Origin of the sequence: Kribbella qitaiheensis (assembly GCF_014217565.1) — a bacterium.
GTDB classification, from domain to species: Bacteria; Actinomycetota; Actinomycetes; order Propionibacteriales; family Kribbellaceae; genus Kribbella; species Kribbella qitaiheensis_A.
On record NZ_CP043661.1, the window covers coordinates 2,302,501 to 2,317,214 of the forward strand.

Genomic DNA, 14,714 nt, shown 5'->3' on the forward strand with positions numbered 1-14,714 from the left:
GTGAGCTAGCAGTGGCATTGGCTAGACCTCGCTCGTTGATGCAGACGGACAGGCGAGGATCTGCCGCAAGACCACGTCATGCTCCTGGTAGATGGTCGGAGTTGCGCCGGCAGAATGCGAAGCGTCGACGACCGGGCGCCAGGCTGCGGCCCGTGCCGCTGTCTGGTCGCTCATGGCGACCGGCGACGCGCCATACCAGTTGACGACAGTCCGTGCGATCTCATGACCGGCCGAGTCGAGGTCGCCGCTGTAGCGCAGGTCTAGTCGCTGATCTGCCGCGAGTTGCAGCAAGGCATGGTCGACGTGGCCCAGGTTGCCGCTGGTGCACGCGAACGCGTGGCGGGCGCCAGCAGCCATGGCAGCCTCGAGAACCGATGGATTCTCGACCACGGTAAGGACCTGTGGACCGAAGGTTGGCGGCGTGCTGGTGAGGTCCAGATAGGTGAGCGCGACAGGGTTGGCGGAGTCGCGGAGCCGCCTGTCGATCGGGCCGTCCCCGACAGCAACGACGTTGTGCAGCAGCACAGTCGACAAGAGGCGATCGGCGATGATGCCGGCGCTGGCGAGAAAGGCGCGGACGAGATGGGGACGTGTCGGTGCCGGTTGGTTATGGAGTTCGGCGACTCCCGCGAGCAGGCGTGAGCCTGCAAGGTCTTTGAGGTCGAAGTAGTGCGGGTCGCCGGTGATGTCGTGGGCGAGCTTCGCGAGGCTGATCGGCCCGGGTTTCGTTGAGACCCAGGCCAATGCCTCGGCTAGGGCATCAATCAGCTGCCGTACAGAGGTGTCGTCATCGCCGGACAGCCCGACGGCCCGCAGTTGGTTGACCAGCTGTGGGTAGCCCTTGAGGCGAGCATCGGCGTAGGTCCACAGCTGGCCGCGGAGATCTGCTGCTTGCCGACGGACGGCGGCGCGGTTAGTGAGTGGCTGGCCGGTGGCGCGCTCCAGGAATGCGCCGAGTTCGTCGCTGCTAACTCCCAGCCGGGCAAGCAGATTCCTTACCGGCACGGTGACACCGCGCTGGGTGCGTTTCACGGCCGTGTGCCGGGTTCTACCTGTGTTGGTGTCGAGCCAGGCCCGCAGCGTTGCGACGCCGCCAGGTGAAAGGTCCGGTATCGATACCGAGCTGATCGCGGCCGCGGCGGTCCCCGAGCTGAGCCGCTCATGCAGGCTGTCCCACAGCGGCCGCAGCTCCGGGTCGCTCGCGATCAGGTCAAGATCCACTCCCATCAATTGGCCTCGTCGAGCGTCGGCTGGAGCTCAAGCAGCTGTGGTTGACCGTGGCCTTCCCACAGCCACGGGATGGTGATCCGATGCCGACCGGTGGTGACGAGTTCGTGGATCACGCTGCGTTGAGCTTCGCGCTTCAGCAGCGGCGCGATCGACGGCGAGGTGGCTACCACATCGAAGCGCCAGGAACGCAGGAGCTTGAGGATCTGGCGCAGGTTGGCCTCGTCGAAGGCGGCATCGATCTCGTCGATCATCAGCAGCCGTGGGCCGGTGTACTCGCTGGAGTCGCCTCCGTACATAGACCAGGCTGCGGCCAGGAGTGGAAGCATCGTGGCCAGGCGCCGCTCTCCGGTCGACAGCGACCCGAGCGGGTTGGTGCGGGCAGTGACCCGGTGGAAGACGGCCTTGCCGGCCGTCTGCCCGAAGGAAGCGTGGGTGATCTCGATGTCCCACTGGTGCCATGCGCGGTAGTCGAAGGCGTGCGCGACCCGTTTCTCGAAACTCTCACCAGGCATCTCGTTCATGCGTTGGCGTAGCACGGTGTACATCTGGTCGAAGACCTCGTCTGAGGGCGGCCGAGAGATCAGGTCGACCATCTGCTTGGCGTCATCGTCATCTCGCACTCGCCATGCAACCTGCACGCCGACCTGCGCGACACCGGTGCGCACGCCTTCAAGGGTGGTCTGGATCTGGCGGACCAGCTCCATGGCGGTTTGGCGGCGCAGATTGATGTCGCGGTACAGCTGCGTGAACAGGCCGGCCCGCATGGCCTCCTTCATATCCTCGCGGAGGTCCCTTTCCAGCTGTGCGGCCTCGTCGCGACGCGACGAAACCGCTTGCTGGAGGTCTTGGCCTTGGATCGACTCGGGGTCGGCGACGACAGCGCGGCGCCAGTTCGTTCCTTCGATGCTGTGCAGAGTGACTTGGCGGTCGTAGCGCGCCAGAGACGAACTGGCGGTACGTACGTCGCGCTCGAGCCAATGCTCGGCCTTGCTACGTTGTGTCTCCAGGTCCTGCTTGTGAACCGTGCCCTTGGGCTGGTCGGCGAGGAGTTCCTTGGCCCAGGCCAGTGCAGCGGCCAGATCCGGCAGTTGGCGGGTGGAGTCGGCGGTGTTTGAGGGGGAGCGGCCGAGTCCGGGATCGGACTCCTGGCCTGTACCAGGTGTGATGCTGGCAAGTCCTTCATCGATCAGCCGGCGCATTCGGGCGACGATCTCGTCGCGCTGTTCCGAGGCCAGCTTGTGTCGAGGTTCGATGCTGCTGAGTTGAACGCGTGCCTCGGATTCAGTCCCGAAAGCCGTCGTGCTTTCACTATTCAGTTCCACTGAGCGTTGTTTGGCGGCACGCAGTTTCTGTCCGAGGTCTGTCCGGCGTGAGTGCAGCTGTTCGTACTCGGCGCCGTGCAGCGAACGGATCTCGGCGACAGCTTCGGCTTCGTGGACCGCGTTGTTGCGGGCCTGCACGGCGGTGCGGGTCTCGCCGTCTGCTCGTGCTACTGCCGTCCGTGCGAACGCGCTGTCCTGGCTTGCCCGGTCGAGAAGGTCACTGACGCGATGGGCGGCTCCCTGCCAGGCTTCAACTTGCCGGGTGAACGTGTCCACTGCCTTGGCCTGGGTGTCCAGATCGCGATCAGTCGTTGGCAACACGGCACCGTGCGGGAGAGCCGCGGCCTCGTGAAGTTCGCGGAATTGTTCAGCCACCTGGTGGCTGGCTTTGTTGTGCCGATCAGTGGCGAACCCAACTGCGGCGCGCACATGGGTCAGTGCCTCGGAGGCGCGGTCCTCGGCTTTCTGTGCCGCGATCGCATCGTCTAGTGGCGGAAGGCCGTGTCGTTCGGCGTGGGCCTCACGGACCGCAGTTTGTGCTTCGGCCAGCTGATCGCGGGCATGCTGCTGAGCGGCGGCGGCGAGCTCAGCCGCTTCGATGGCTGCCGCGGCGTCTGCAGCCGCCTCAGTCTGTGCCGCCTCGGTCTGGCCGACGAGCTGGTCCAGCAAAAGCATCGGCGTACGGCGTTCGTCGGCCCGCCGGCGCAACTCCTCCTGGATCTGCCGATGGCTCTCGTCGGCTTTCGCGATCCGCTGCGTGGTGTCGATCTTGGCGAGCTGCAGCAGAGTGCGCTGACTACCCGCGTCTCGCCGTGCCTCAACGAAGGATTGTGGTGACGGAAGACTGTCATGCTCGCTGTTGGCTGTCTGCTCTGCGCTTCGCAATACCTCGAGGGTGTGTTCGAGCTCGGCGAAGTGGGCGCAGGCTGCGTCGATGTTGGCGCGCAGTTTCGCGGCGCGGGCTTCCTGGGCCCGTTGACGCGCTGCCGGCCCGATGAAGGCAGCACGGTAGCCGTCTGGGGCTGCAGCCGTCAGAGGCCCGATTGTCAGGGTGCCGTTGCGCAGATCGCCGCCGGGAGCGCTGATCGGGATAGCCGCCAAGATCTGCTCGGCCCGGGCCCGCATCGCTCCCGTTGTCGTCTAGGTAGTCGGCGGCGATGACCAACACGTCGGCCAGGCTGGGGGAGACGGCAGAGTCGGCGGCGGTGATCGTCAGATCGCCGGCAACCAGCTGACCGTCGGCGGTGATCAATGCATCGAGCAGGCCCGATACCAGCAGCGCACCCTCGACGCGATCAGCGATCTCCTCGGGGACGTCGGCGGCGAAGTCCACCGTCTGCCACAGCGGTATCGCCTGGGTGTGATCGCGATCGCGCCACTCGGGACCCGGCGGCGCAGGAACCTCAGCCAGGACCTGGGCCAGACGGTCCTCGAGGTCACGCAAGGCGGCCGCGGACTGTTCGGCTTGCGGTCTGGTCTTGACGATCCGGATCCGTATCGGGTCAGCAACGGCACGGTGCGCTGTGTCGACTGCCTGCACGAGCAGAGCTGGTTCCAGGTGGTCGAGGTCGGTCAAGATCGCGTCGGGTGCGGCGCTATCCGGGCCGCCTTTGTACAGGTTGAGTTCGGTGGGGGGCAGCTGCAGCTGGCTGAGGCCAGCAAGCCAGGCTCCGAGCTGGCTTGTCCACGACCGGGCCTCACGGTCTGCCGTGCTGACGCTGAGAGTGAATGCGTCTGTGGCGATGGCGACTTCGCCTTCGGCCTCGGCCAGCACTACGTCGTGGGCTTCGTCTGCGGCACGGCGAGATTGCTCGTCGACATCCGCCTGGAGGTTCTGGCTCGCTCCCAGAGCAGTCCGATCGGCGGCAGCGCGTTGGTGGTCAGCCTCAGCGCGCTGATTCCGCGCCGTGGCCGTGGCTGCGGCTGCGGCGGTGTGCATGGCCTCAGCACGAGACGTTGTTGCGACCTGCTGGTGACCGGGTTCGTCGATGCGGATAAGCGCATCGGACAGCGCAGCCTCGACCCACCGGGTCACTGAATGCAGCTGCAGCCGGTCGTCGCCATCGCCAGGGCTGGTACCCGAAGTAGGCAGAGGTCCCGCAGCCGGTGCGAGCTGCTGGAGCGCTTCCTGCCATCGTTCGATCCCTTGGATCAGTGTGGCTTCGAGATCGTAGCGGCGCTGCTGCGTGGCCTCGGCCTCCTGCAGGCCAAGTTCCTCCTGTTCCTCAGCCTCACGCAGTGCAGTGGAGGCCTCGTGCAGGGCGCTACGTGCGTTGGCATGGTGTCCCAGTGCTTCGCGTACTCCAGTAATCCGTCGTTGCCGGTCCTCGGCCCAGGCCTTTGGGATCTGCGTCAGCAGGCGGGCAGCATCGGCATCTAGGCGTGGCGTACTCGGCTCAACCAACTGTTCCCTTGGCAGGTCCGTGACCAGCTCGATGGAATGCACCAGATCCTTGCCGGGCCGGGACTCAGCTACTCGAGTAGAGGCGGCCAGGAGCTGGTCGAGGGCTGCTTCGGCTCCCAGCGCCGTACCGCCCCGGCGCAGCTCGCGGCCAAGTCCGTCCAGATGGCTGCAACCGTCCTCCGCGGAAGCATTAGAATCCGCGGCACGCTCGCCAGCGTGCTCGGCGGCGGCCCGCGCCTGCTCGGCCCGTTCGGTAGCGGCCTCGGCCTGTTCAGCCAACGACGAGGCGAGCCGCTCCCGCTCCGGCAGCGCATTGCCTGCGTGCCCCCGCAGTTCAGACTCGATTCCGTCGAGGCGCCCGTCGAGCTCGGCAAGATCCTTGTTGTTGGCCGCCTGTTCTTCACGGGCTCGTTCCTGGACTGCTACAGCGGTTGCAAGTTTGTCCGTGAAGGAGCGGGTCTGCCGGGTCATCTGATCGAACTCGCGGTTGGACGACTGGAGATCGGCGGCCTCAATCTGGGCGACCAGCTGCACATAGCGGGTGTAGCGGCTCTCGACGCCGGCCAGAGCTTCGGCCTCCTGGTGAGTCCGCTCCAGGTCAGACTCGTGTTTGGCAATGCGTTCCATCGACTCCGCGATCATCTTCAGACCGTCCTCGTCGAGGGCAGGCAGGGCCTCGGTGAGGACGGTGCGCATCTTGTCGGGGGAGATCCGTTCACCCGTGCGAAGACTCCGAAGACTGCGCAGCACGCTCATGAGTGCGGCGAACTGGACCTCGTCGAGCCCGGTGAACAACCGGGTCCTAACCGCTGCGCGGTAGTCGCCTTCTTCCCCGCTGAGCGACAGGAACTTCGCGGCCTTCCTGCCGACCTTGTCGGAGTTGGTGTAGAGGTCGCCGCCGATCGTGGCGAGCTGTTCAGCGAGATCCTCGACCCGTACGGGCTCCTGGCCGCGCTGCAGCAGCAGGTCCGGTCCGACACGTCCCGGCGTGATGAAGTAGGCCCGCTGTATGCCGCTGCTGGTAGAGCGCAGCCACAGGCCGGTCGTCAGATAGTCGACCTGGCCGGTCTGGCCGTCTCGAAAGCCGTATTCCAGCCACCAGCTGCCGGTGCGATCTTCGTGATCGTTGCGATCGGTATGGCGGCTGGTGAGAGTACCTGCGGCCTTCTCGTCGGTAGACAGCGCCGTCTGGCTGGTATCGGCATCCAGCAACACCGTGATGAGCATGGAGGCCGTCAGGGACTTGCCGGACCCGTTGGGGCCGGCGAAGGCGAGCCATCCATCGCCGAACAAGAACAGCTCGTCGGCCCAGGCCCAGGAGTTTACTGCGCCGGCTCGGGTCGGTTGCCAGCGATCATCGGCGCCCGGCGCGCTGAGCTCCTCGAGCGAGGCCGGTGTCCGCAGGGGGTGTTCAGACAGGTCCATCAACGGATCCTTCCGAGAAGTCAAGGCTGAGCTCAGGTTCTGGCTCGGGGGTGGGTAGCGGGGAACTGAACGGTGCGGGTTGCGCCGATGCCGTGGGCTGATGGCGGATGCGGACACGCCACAGATGAACGCCAGGCGTCGGGTGCCATACACCGCGCCGGGATTTATCCGGCGACAGCAGCGCGAACTGGGTGAGCTCAGCCGCTGCGGCCCTGGCCAAGACCTTGAACCGGCCGTGGTAGCCAGTAGCCCAGCGGGGTTGGTCGATCCGCAGTTCCTCGAGCAGCTCGGCCAGCTCCTCGACGGTGACTGACGCCCGCGGAGCGGGCCGGTGAGACAGCTTGGCCAAGACAGCGAGGGCCGCCTGCCGCTCGATGCGCCTGCCATTCGGGAAGTCCAGCAGCGAACCGAGGCCGAGCGGTTCGGTGACCTCCCACCAATCACGCCGGACCGTGGCATTCAGACCCAGCGCAGACAGAACCCTCAGGCCACGCTCTCGACCGCCCATCGTTTGCAAGTACGGGGTGACACCGATCGAACCTGCCGAGGATGCGTTGCTGCCGGGCTGGTCATGTGGATCGGTAGCGGGATCGTCAACGAGCCGTCGAAGCGCCGCGAGGCGGCGTGTCTCCAGCGTCGGATCCCCGCCGCCGGGCTGGTCCTCGTGATCGAGCAGTGACTCCGTTGACAAGGCGGCCAGATGGTCCGGTGGCGGCAGGCGATCAAGACCGAGCAACGTGGGTGACACCGACGAGAACTTCACGCTGAGCCGCTCACGCGACGCCCGGACCACCATGTCTGTGTCCTCGTCGACGATCACCTCGTCGAGATCCGCGTCGACGGTCACCGTTCCTTCGGCCACCAAGATCTTCAAGGCATCCACGATCGCTCGGCGGTTGTCCATGGCCTCCTGCAGCCGGACCCCGTCACCGGCGACGATCCGAAACGGAGGCAGCAGCCCAGAGTCGGAATCCTCAGCGCAAACCTGCGCCACGGCCTGCATCAATTCGCGCAACGCGATGCGCGGCCGCCGCCACAACTGTTCGCAGACCAACGCGATGACGACCAGCACCAAAGGAGAAGCCAGCTGCGGGGTTCGTGCCGCGCGGCCACTCCGTTGCAACAGTGGGCCCCGGTCACCCGGTGGGTCGACGCGCCTTTTGTGCAGCCGGATCTGCTCAGCCAGTTCCTGCACCTCGACCGGCCAGCCGAGTTCACTGCGGAAGAAGTCGACCAAGGCAGCGCGCCCCCTCATGCCGGCCTGGAACAGTTCGGGGTCGGTCTCGGCCCGCAGCCGACCAGTCGCCACGAGCTTCATGGCCGCCTCTTGCAGGTCGGGCTCAAGCGACTGCCAGTTCATCCGGCCTCCCTGATCAGCTGAGGGTCCTGGTCTTGGCTGGCCGCGATAGTGATACGCAGGTCCGGTCCGGTCAGATACCCATCGGCCAGCCGGACCCGCGCGAGCCTCCCGGGGATCCCGGGGCGGACGATCACCACCAGCCCGGCCGCGTCGAGATACCCGGTGCCGATGCCTGTCTGCGGATCGAATCGATCCACGGCAACCTCGATCGCCGACAGCAGCAAAGCGGCCGGCTCAGCCTCCAGATCGGCGAAGTGATCCAGACGAACCTCGCCATGAGTGATCAGCGCGGCGCTGTGGAGGCGGCGAACCTCTGCCTCCGCCACAGCAGCCGCGATCGCCTCGGCTCGTGCATCGGCAGTGTTGGCCACCCTGCGGGGGACGCCGCTGGCCCGGCCCTGGCGTTCGTTATCGCGAATCGTCACCTCGACCGTGTGGCGCCGTGCCCCGTCAGCGGCCGGTGCCGCGTACGAATGGTCCTCATCGTCGAGGTGTCCGATCCGTGCATGCCAGGACGGCCAGTCGCCGAACCCGGCGGCGTAGATGCGGCGCGCTGCGACACCATCGGGTTGTTGGTGGATGCTGCGGGCCAGGGCCCGGAAGTCCGCGCCGACATCTGCGCCGCGCCGCCGCGCCGTATAGCGGCGATCGATAGCTACCAGCAGCGTTGATACGGCACCACTGGCGGAGTCGATCAGCCGCTCCACGCTCCCGTGGGCGGCGAACCAGGCAGCGAGGTCGCTCAACCGACGCACCCGTTCCTCGACCCAGTGCTGCCGGTCGCCGGCATCGAGCAAACCGGCGTGCTCGACGGCGGCCTCCACGATGGCACGCGGACCGGTCTTCTCGATCTCAGCTAGTGCAGATTCGACCCGGCGCAGGGCACGGCCGTACTCGCGGGGGAATTGGCGCAACGCCTCGACAACCCGGTCGCGGTTATCGCCGAACAGGGCATCGTTGGTGACATCGGACTGAACCAGCCGGGCCAGCGCCTCGTAGAAATCCGCTGCGACCTGGTGCAGTTCGTCGATCCGAGTCCGGATGTCGTTCAGTCTGCTGCCGAGCCGGTCCGGTTTCTCGGCGAACTCGCTGAGCAGCAGCAACAGTGTCTCTTCGACACCTTCGAGGAGCTTGCTTGGTAGCTGCAGTGCACGGTTGGCGTCGGTCACCGCGGCGCGTACCGCGGCCACCACCACCCGGCCACGGCTTGTGAGCGCCCATGATTCCTGACGGTTGACCGCGCCCTGGTAGCCGCGCAGCGGCGCTGCGGAGTCCCGAAACGGTTCAACGAACTTCCACTCCTCCAGCCTGTCCAGGGCCGCCCGCAGATCAGGCTCCGAAAGGGGATCGTTGAAGCCGACACCGCGCAGCTGGACGGTGATGTCGCGAAGCGGCCACATTGGGCCACGGGTCGACAACTCCTCCAACGCAGCCAGCAGTGCGACGTGCTGCTCACGGGCCAGGTCATCGCGAGTGGCGAATGGCGCCCAATCCGCCGCAACAATGTCTCGCCACCACGCGCGAGGCATATTCATGGTCCTCCCCAAACTTGACCCAGCCTGCGGCCGAGGTTGGTCATCCCGGCCTGTCAGTGACAGTGTGAATGGGGCCACCGACAGAATGTGACGATCCGATGCAGGGGAGGCTCAGATGCCGATCAACAACGCAGCCGGTTTGCCCTGGACAGAGCTGTTCAGCGACCGGTGCCCCCACTGCGGCGCGGCACTGATTGGCGACCTCATCCCCGAAGAAGACAGGCGGCCAGGCGGTCCGGACCGCTACCGGCGCGACATCGGTGTCGAGACCAACGACTACGACGGAATCCTGTATTGGACCTGCCCGGATTGCGACGCAGCCTGGCCAGGTTGGCTCGGCCGAGGTGCTCGCGCCGACCTGGCACGGCGGCGAGCCGCCGAACACAACCAGCGCGTCGCCGAAACTCCCGACCAGGAGCGCCGCGTCCGCGCTGCTGCCGCAGTAGAGGCGCCGCGTGTTGATGAGATCTTGGCGCTCGCTGGGCTTACATCCCCACGGGCCTGACGGTGCACCGTCAGCGCAGGTGTCCTCGCGACCCTCTACGTCGATCACGCCGTTGAGCCACGCGATCGTGTGATGAGCACGCTCGAAGACGTCCGAGACCAGATCGCCAACCTGCTCGGCTGTCCAACAGCCATTTGGATAGGACCCCACACCGGGCTGCGCGCTATCGCCGAGCCCTGCCTTCCCATTCCCGAACCCTGGCCGAGCCCGCGGGCCGACTGAGCGACCGACCAGGGTCAGAGCCAGCCTGGGCCCGGAGCATCTTCCCCTTCGACCGGTCGGCGAGGCTGGGTCACTCGCGTAGGTCTCGCTACTGTGCCTTCTCGGTATATCTCACTCGCAACCGTGACCCGTAGCTTCACGTCGCCAAGCGGACCTTACTGATCGGTTGACTCGAAATGTGCTCCACGTGCGACGAGCGCGCAGGCCCGTGCCGCGGCCGCAGGCACCTGCGCGCAGGTTGCGTGACACGATCAGGGCATGCGACTCCTTGTCCTCGGTGGCAGCTGGTTTGTCGGCAGCGCTGTAGTTGGCGAAGCACGGGCTCGTGGTCACGACGTCACGCTGTTCAACCGTGGGCTGTCGAACGCCAGACCGCTCCGGGACGTACGACACGTGAGCGGCGATTGGGAGCAGGAAGCCGACCTCCGCCGACTGGCCGCAGCCGGTCCATGGGATGCCGTGATCGATGTAGCCGGGACAATCCCTCGTCTGGTTCGCCGCTGCGCCGAGGCGCTGTCGCCGGTCGCTGGGCACTACGTCTTCGTCTCGACGATCTCGGCCTATCGCGATTGGCCTCACAAGCCCGTCGACGAGACGTCGACACTCTGGGATGCCCCCGCAGTTGACGATCCCGGTAGGCGCAGCTGGGACCCGGACGCCTATGGCCCGTTGAAGGTCGGCTGCGAGCTGGCAGCGGCTGACGTGTTCGGAACCGACGGCTTGCTCATTGTCCGGCCCCATGTCGTGCTCGGCCCACGCGAGTACGTCGGTCGGCTGCCTTGGTGGCTGCGTCGCGTCCACCGCGGAGGCGAGATCCTTGTGCCGGCACCGGATCGAAACATTCAGCCTGTCGATGTGCGAGACCTGGCAACGTTCATTGTGGATCGCGCGGAGTCGACGTCCACTGGTATCTACAACGTCGCCGCGCCTCAGGGCCGCGAGCAGTTCAGCGACCTCATCGCAGCCTGTGCCGAAGCCACCGGAAGGGCAGCCACTGTGGTCTGGGCTGACGAGGAGTGGCTGATCGAGCAGGGCGTGAGGCAGTGGACCGAGATTCCGCTGTGGCGAGCTCTGCCGACCGCCTGGTCGATGTCCACTAGCAAGGCGGAGGCGGCCGGTCTTCGCTGCCGGTCCATCCGCGAAACCGCTGTGGATACGTGGGCCTGGATGCAGGACGGCGGGCGTGCCGTGGACCACGAGCGAACCGCCGAACACGGGATATCCGTCGAACGCGAAACGGCGCTCTTGGCCGCCTGGCGCCAGCGGTAACGGCTAACCCTCCGCTTCGAGTTCTTTGGCGAACGCCCGATTGCTGCTCCCCCGGCCAGGTACATAAGACGGAATGGGGTAGTAACCAACCTCGACGTAGAGGCCTATCGCAGCTTCATTCAAGGCGCCTGTTTCAAGGATGAGTTTGCGAGCTCCTCGCGCAGTGGCCTGGCGTTCCAGCTGTTTGAGGATCCGGCGCCCCAGCCCCATCCCGCGATAGTCCGGCTGGACGTACATCTTGCGAACTTCCGCCACATGCTCGGTCTGGTCGTAGGTGCGATAGCCCCCGCAGCCGACAGGTTGCCCACTGGATGTGTACCCAACCAGAAGGAGCCCTTGTGGTGCTGTGTAGTCGGCCGCGATTTCACTCTCGGGCGAGTCTGCAAAACCGTAGGTGTCGAGCTGCTCGCCGTACAGTGCTTTGACGAGCAGCAGCGCGTCTGGGTCGTCGTACTCGCGTGCAGCAATCTCAATGGCGGCACCGGGATCGGCGAACGCGCCTTCGCCGGCCAAAGATCCAGAATTCAACGGCCCTCCAGAGCGGAGTCGAGCTCGGGCAAGAAGTCGGCGACTACCGTCGCTCGTTGACGTTGTGCCAATGCCCGGCGTAGATCGCGAAGCGAGGCAATGCAGCGCCCGGACTGGACCTCGGACAGCCTTCCCAGCGCTACCCGCGCGGTCTCGACTGTGCCCTCCAGGTCTCGGCGCAGGAGATGCGCTCTGGCGAGCTGGCAGCCGTGCAGCAACGCGGAACGCTGATATGCGGGATCATCGCCGATGCTCGATAGTGGCGTCAGGAGCTCGATGGCCTGCTTGAGCAGTGGTTGCCGGTAGAGCTCGGTCCTCATCGCGATGGTCAGCATGCCGTAGCCGGCCTCGGCCGATAGCTGATTCGGGCTCAGATAGTAGAGATAAGGCGCCAGCTCGTCGTGAGCCGCGGACGCCAGCAGATCCTGTGAGCGGTCGGCTGCTGCCCGGAAGGCACCGAGGTCAGCGACACTAGCGTGTGCGGTCGCCGCCCGCCCGGCTGTCCTTGCCCTGAGCAGGTCGCTCGATGTCGGCACGCTGTTAGCAGCATCGATGATGCGCAAGGCATCCGATCCATGGTCGGTGTACGAGGCGACATAGGCCAGCATGCCGACGTTGTTGACCATCCGTCCGTCGTCGCCAGCGGCGCGCGCGACCCGGATCGCCAGGAGCAAATAGCGTTGCGCTGTTGCGGCCTCGCCGGCATCGAACTGCATCCAGCCGGCCAGCTGGGCCAGGTCCGCCACAATGGTGAGCAGGTCCCGGCCGACCTCCGGCTCGTAGCTGGCGCTGCGGACGAGATCAAGAATGCCGGCCAGTTCATGGGTGACGTAGCGCAAGCTCAGTGCTCCGCCGCCCTGACGGTCGTCGAGGTGCCGCAAGGCTTTGACGTGGTATGCGATCAGCTCGGTTTGAGGCAGCCTGATGCGGTCCGGCTTGGCTTGGGCTGGGATCGATTCGATCGTGGTATGAAGGCCGTCCAGCACCGCGGCGACAAGATCCGCGCCGTGTGTCGGTAGCGGACGTGAGCCGCTGACCAGTTGCTCGAGGGAGCGCACCAAGCCGTCGAGGCTCTGGCCGTCTCCGATCTCGACTGCCTTCGCTGTTGAGCGGCGGGCCCTTGAGTGGCCTGGCCATAGCTGTTCGGCCGAAACAAACGCGCCCAGGTGGTCCGAGAGGACTGTTGCCACTACCTCGGGGATCGAACCGTGGGGACAGTAGTTCGAGCGCACCCAGGGGTAGGCCGCGGTGATGTCGATCCGTTCGGCTGCCCTGCCACGACGGGTGAGCCAGCCGTTGACTGCCCGGGCAAGATCTCGTGGGCCCCAGCCGATGAGCTCCAGCGCCTGCGCCAATGACTTCGGGTGAGCACCGTCGTCAGCTATGCCGCTCACCGCCGTCATGGTCGCCATAGATCAACCGTAGGTCGTGGCAAGGCGCCGCATCGGGCAGATCGGCGTCCTTGAACGCCCCGCGACCGACCTTCACGACCTTCACGCCACCTTCCGGGGACTTCGCAGCCTTCACCGTTTCATCAGGTTACCAACCATCAACCCGGAGTGATCCACTCGTTGAAACACGACAACGAACGGGGGACGCGAAATGGCATTCCTGCTACTCAGTCCGTGGCCGCTCGTCCTCGGATACCTCTTGGCGGGCGTCATGGTCATCTTGATGGTCCGTGACTTCGTTCGCGAGGTGCGAGGAGTGAGCACCCGGGTTGGGGTTCCTCGTTCGAGCGACCGCCACGTCGAGGTCTGGTTCGGCGCCCATGTCATCGCTGCCTTCACCGGCTCTACCGAGGACGCCGCGCCGTACGAGGCTGGAATGGAACTCCGCTTTCCAGGCCTGCCGATAACCAACAAACCGGTCCCCGCGGTGGTGGATTCGGGTACCGCAGATTCGTGAATCGCCAGCATCGCGGCGGACCGTTGTTCCAACCCCGCCAGCAATCACAGGCTCTGGAGAGCGTGTTCTTGCCCGCGGAATCCACGCTTTCACAAGCCGGCGAGCGATACGCAACGCACATGCGGTCGTCGCTCGCCGTTCCACCCTCGGGATTGGGCGAATCCCGTTGAGGCCCTTGCCGTCCCCGCTCAGGTCGAGTCGAGCGGGGACGGCATTCGGGCCCCGAATCTGGACCGACCCGGGTCTCCGTGGGAGAGCTGGTCGGCCAGTCGTCCGCTGGAACCAATGGAGTCCTGGCCAATCCACAATGCAGCCAATTCGCTGCATCTGAATCCTTCGGAAGGTCGATGATGGCGAGAGATCCGAGCACAGCAGGCGGCAGTACGCCGCCGGTGGCCTGAAGGCGCTGCGCGGCGATGAAGACCTCAGCCGTCCTTTCCGGTCTCGACTCACATGCTCAGCCACTACGGCATGACAGTGGCGGAGAAGCTCGCCGTCGCCGACCGGATCCTCGACAGTCCTCTGTCATTCGAGCGGAAGCTGTCCGGCATCGTGATGGTGCTGCGAGCGCCGACGGCGCACTTCCCCCGTCGCCGGCGCCCGAGGCGACACTGATGCAGCGCTTCGAGCTGGTTCGCTACACCGACGTATCCGGTGTCAGCGGCACCGGGATCGTGGCCGAAGGCATCCAATTCAGCGATGGATCCGTGGCCCTCCGCTGGCTGTCTCAGTACCCCTGCACCGCGGTATGGGAAAGCCTCGAAGCGCTGCTGGCCATCCACGGTCACAGTGGCAGCACCGTCGTGCGCTGGATAGATCAGGCCAGCGGCGAAGCCGACGAGTGCGCCGGCCTCGGAACCGAAGAGTGCCCGGCGTCATGACCACACACCATGTCCCGCTGGCCGGAGACGGACCGGTCACCCATACCAGCGGCACGGCTCCTCCGCCGCGCAGTGCAAAGCCTCCGAGGCCTGCGTCAGCCGTCCCCGCTGTGGAGCCCCTGCCG

Annotated in this window: 13 protein-coding genes; 5 read left to right on the forward strand and 8 right to left on the reverse strand. The window is 66.0% G+C overall.

Features of this window, described 5'->3' with window-relative positions; translation table 11 throughout:
• Nucleotides 1–21: 21 nt before the first annotated feature.
• Genes F1D05_RS10430 through F1D05_RS10450 form a run of 5 tightly spaced genes read right to left on the reverse strand, consistent with a single transcriptional unit; the run spans nt 22 to nt 9,276 of the window.
• Nucleotides 22–1,227, reverse strand: coding sequence for a TIGR02679 domain-containing protein (locus F1D05_RS10430; RefSeq protein WP_185447214.1), 1,206 nt, complete (start codon nt 1,225–1,227; stop codon nt 22–24).
• Nucleotides 1,227–3,437, reverse strand: a complete 2,211-nt coding sequence (locus F1D05_RS10435) for an SbcC/MukB-like Walker B domain-containing protein (RefSeq protein ID WP_185447216.1) — start codon at nt 3,435–3,437, stop codon at nt 1,227–1,229. Before F1D05_RS10435 ends, F1D05_RS10430 begins: the two co-directional genes overlap by 1 nt.
• Nucleotides 3,400–6,381 (reverse strand): hypothetical protein, encoded by a 2,982-nt coding sequence (locus F1D05_RS10440; RefSeq protein ID WP_185447218.1) that lies wholly within the window; start codon nt 6,379–6,381, stop codon nt 3,400–3,402. The genes F1D05_RS10435 and F1D05_RS10440 overlap by 38 nt, the downstream gene beginning before the upstream one ends.
• Nucleotides 6,368–7,741: a DUF2398 family protein gene (locus F1D05_RS10445; protein WP_185447219.1), complete on the reverse strand. Its 1,374-nt coding sequence runs from the start codon at nt 7,739–7,741 to the stop codon at nt 6,368–6,370. Before F1D05_RS10445 ends, F1D05_RS10440 begins: the two co-directional genes overlap by 14 nt.
• Nucleotides 7,738–9,276 carry a DUF2397 family protein gene (locus F1D05_RS10450; protein WP_185447221.1) on the reverse strand — a complete coding sequence of 513 codons (1,539 nt, stop codon included), beginning with the start codon at nt 9,274–9,276 and terminating at the stop codon, nt 7,738–7,740. The genes F1D05_RS10445 and F1D05_RS10450 overlap by 4 nt, the downstream gene beginning before the upstream one ends.
• A gap of 115 nt (nt 9,277–9,391) precedes the next feature.
• Between F1D05_RS10450 and F1D05_RS10455 the strand changes: the two genes are divergently transcribed.
• Together F1D05_RS10455 and F1D05_RS10460 are read left to right on the forward strand one after the other, a co-directional pair.
• Nucleotides 9,392–9,781 (forward strand): hypothetical protein, encoded by a 390-nt coding sequence (locus F1D05_RS10455; protein ID WP_185447223.1) that lies wholly within the window; start codon nt 9,392–9,394, stop codon nt 9,779–9,781.
• A gap of 480 nt (nt 9,782–10,261) precedes the next feature.
• Nucleotides 10,262–11,272: an NAD-dependent epimerase/dehydratase family protein gene (locus F1D05_RS10460; protein ID WP_185447224.1), complete on the forward strand. Its 1,011-nt coding sequence runs from the start codon at nt 10,262–10,264 to the stop codon at nt 11,270–11,272.
• Between the two features lie 3 nt (nt 11,273–11,275).
• Here F1D05_RS10460 and F1D05_RS10465 read toward each other — a convergent pair whose 3' ends face one another.
• Genes F1D05_RS10465 through F1D05_RS10475 form a run of 3 tightly spaced genes read right to left on the reverse strand, consistent with a single transcriptional unit; the run spans nt 11,276 to nt 13,327 of the window.
• Nucleotides 11,276–11,785, reverse strand: a complete 510-nt coding sequence (locus F1D05_RS10465) for a GNAT family N-acetyltransferase (protein ID WP_206686154.1) — start codon at nt 11,783–11,785, stop codon at nt 11,276–11,278.
• An 11-nt stretch (nt 11,786–11,796) separates the two neighbouring features.
• Complete coding sequence (locus F1D05_RS10470; protein ID WP_185447226.1) at nt 11,797–13,212, reverse strand: hypothetical protein; 1,416 nt, start codon at nt 13,210–13,212, stop codon at nt 11,797–11,799.
• Nucleotides 13,178–13,327 (reverse strand): hypothetical protein, encoded by a 150-nt coding sequence (locus F1D05_RS10475; RefSeq protein WP_185447228.1) that lies wholly within the window; start codon nt 13,325–13,327, stop codon nt 13,178–13,180. Before F1D05_RS10475 ends, F1D05_RS10470 begins: the two co-directional genes overlap by 35 nt.
• A gap of 75 nt (nt 13,328–13,402) precedes the next feature.
• Between F1D05_RS10475 and F1D05_RS10480 the strand changes: the two genes are divergently transcribed.
• The 3 genes from F1D05_RS10480 (at nt 13,403) to F1D05_RS10490 (ending at nt 14,589) form a co-directional block, all read left to right on the forward strand.
• Nucleotides 13,403–13,708: a hypothetical protein gene (locus F1D05_RS10480; RefSeq protein ID WP_246486579.1), complete on the forward strand. Its 306-nt coding sequence runs from the start codon at nt 13,403–13,405 to the stop codon at nt 13,706–13,708.
• 453 nt (nt 13,709–14,161) lie between these two features.
• Entirely contained in the window at nt 14,162–14,323 is a 162-nt protein-coding gene (locus F1D05_RS10485) for a hypothetical protein (protein ID WP_206686155.1), read from the forward strand.
• The gene (locus F1D05_RS10490; protein ID WP_185447232.1) at nt 14,323–14,589 is read left to right on the forward strand and encodes a hypothetical protein; all 267 of its coding nucleotides are present in this window, start codon (nt 14,323–14,325) and stop codon (nt 14,587–14,589) included. Before F1D05_RS10485 ends, F1D05_RS10490 begins: the two co-directional genes overlap by 1 nt.
• The last annotated feature ends 125 nt before the right edge of the window (nt 14,590–14,714 follow it).

Coding starts and splice junctions, on each gene's coding strand:
- F1D05_RS10445 (WP_185447219.1), bottom strand. CDS start 7,741: ATGAACTGGCAGTCGCTTGAGCCCGACCTGCAAGAGGCGGCCATGAAG.
- F1D05_RS10455 (WP_185447223.1), top strand. CDS start 9,392: ATGCCGATCAACAACGCAGCCGGTTTGCCCTGGACAGAGCTGTTCAGC.
- F1D05_RS10460 (WP_185447224.1), top strand. CDS start 10,262: ATGCGACTCCTTGTCCTCGGTGGCAGCTGGTTTGTCGGCAGCGCTGTA.
- F1D05_RS10440 (WP_185447218.1), bottom strand. CDS start 6,381: ATGGACCTGTCTGAACACCCCCTGCGGACACCGGCCTCGCTCGAGGAG.
- F1D05_RS10470 (WP_185447226.1), bottom strand. CDS start 13,212: ATGGCGACCATGACGGCGGTGAGCGGCATAGCTGACGACGGTGCTCAC.
- F1D05_RS10485 (WP_206686155.1), top strand. CDS start 14,162: ATGCTCAGCCACTACGGCATGACAGTGGCGGAGAAGCTCGCCGTCGCC.
- F1D05_RS10450 (WP_185447221.1), bottom strand. CDS start 9,276: ATGAATATGCCTCGCGCGTGGTGGCGAGACATTGTTGCGGCGGATTGG.
- F1D05_RS10430 (WP_185447214.1), bottom strand. CDS start 1,227: ATGGGAGTGGATCTTGACCTGATCGCGAGCGACCCGGAGCTGCGGCCG.
- F1D05_RS10480 (WP_246486579.1), top strand. CDS start 13,403: ATGGCATTCCTGCTACTCAGTCCGTGGCCGCTCGTCCTCGGATACCTC.
- F1D05_RS10490 (WP_185447232.1), top strand. CDS start 14,323: ATGCAGCGCTTCGAGCTGGTTCGCTACACCGACGTATCCGGTGTCAGC.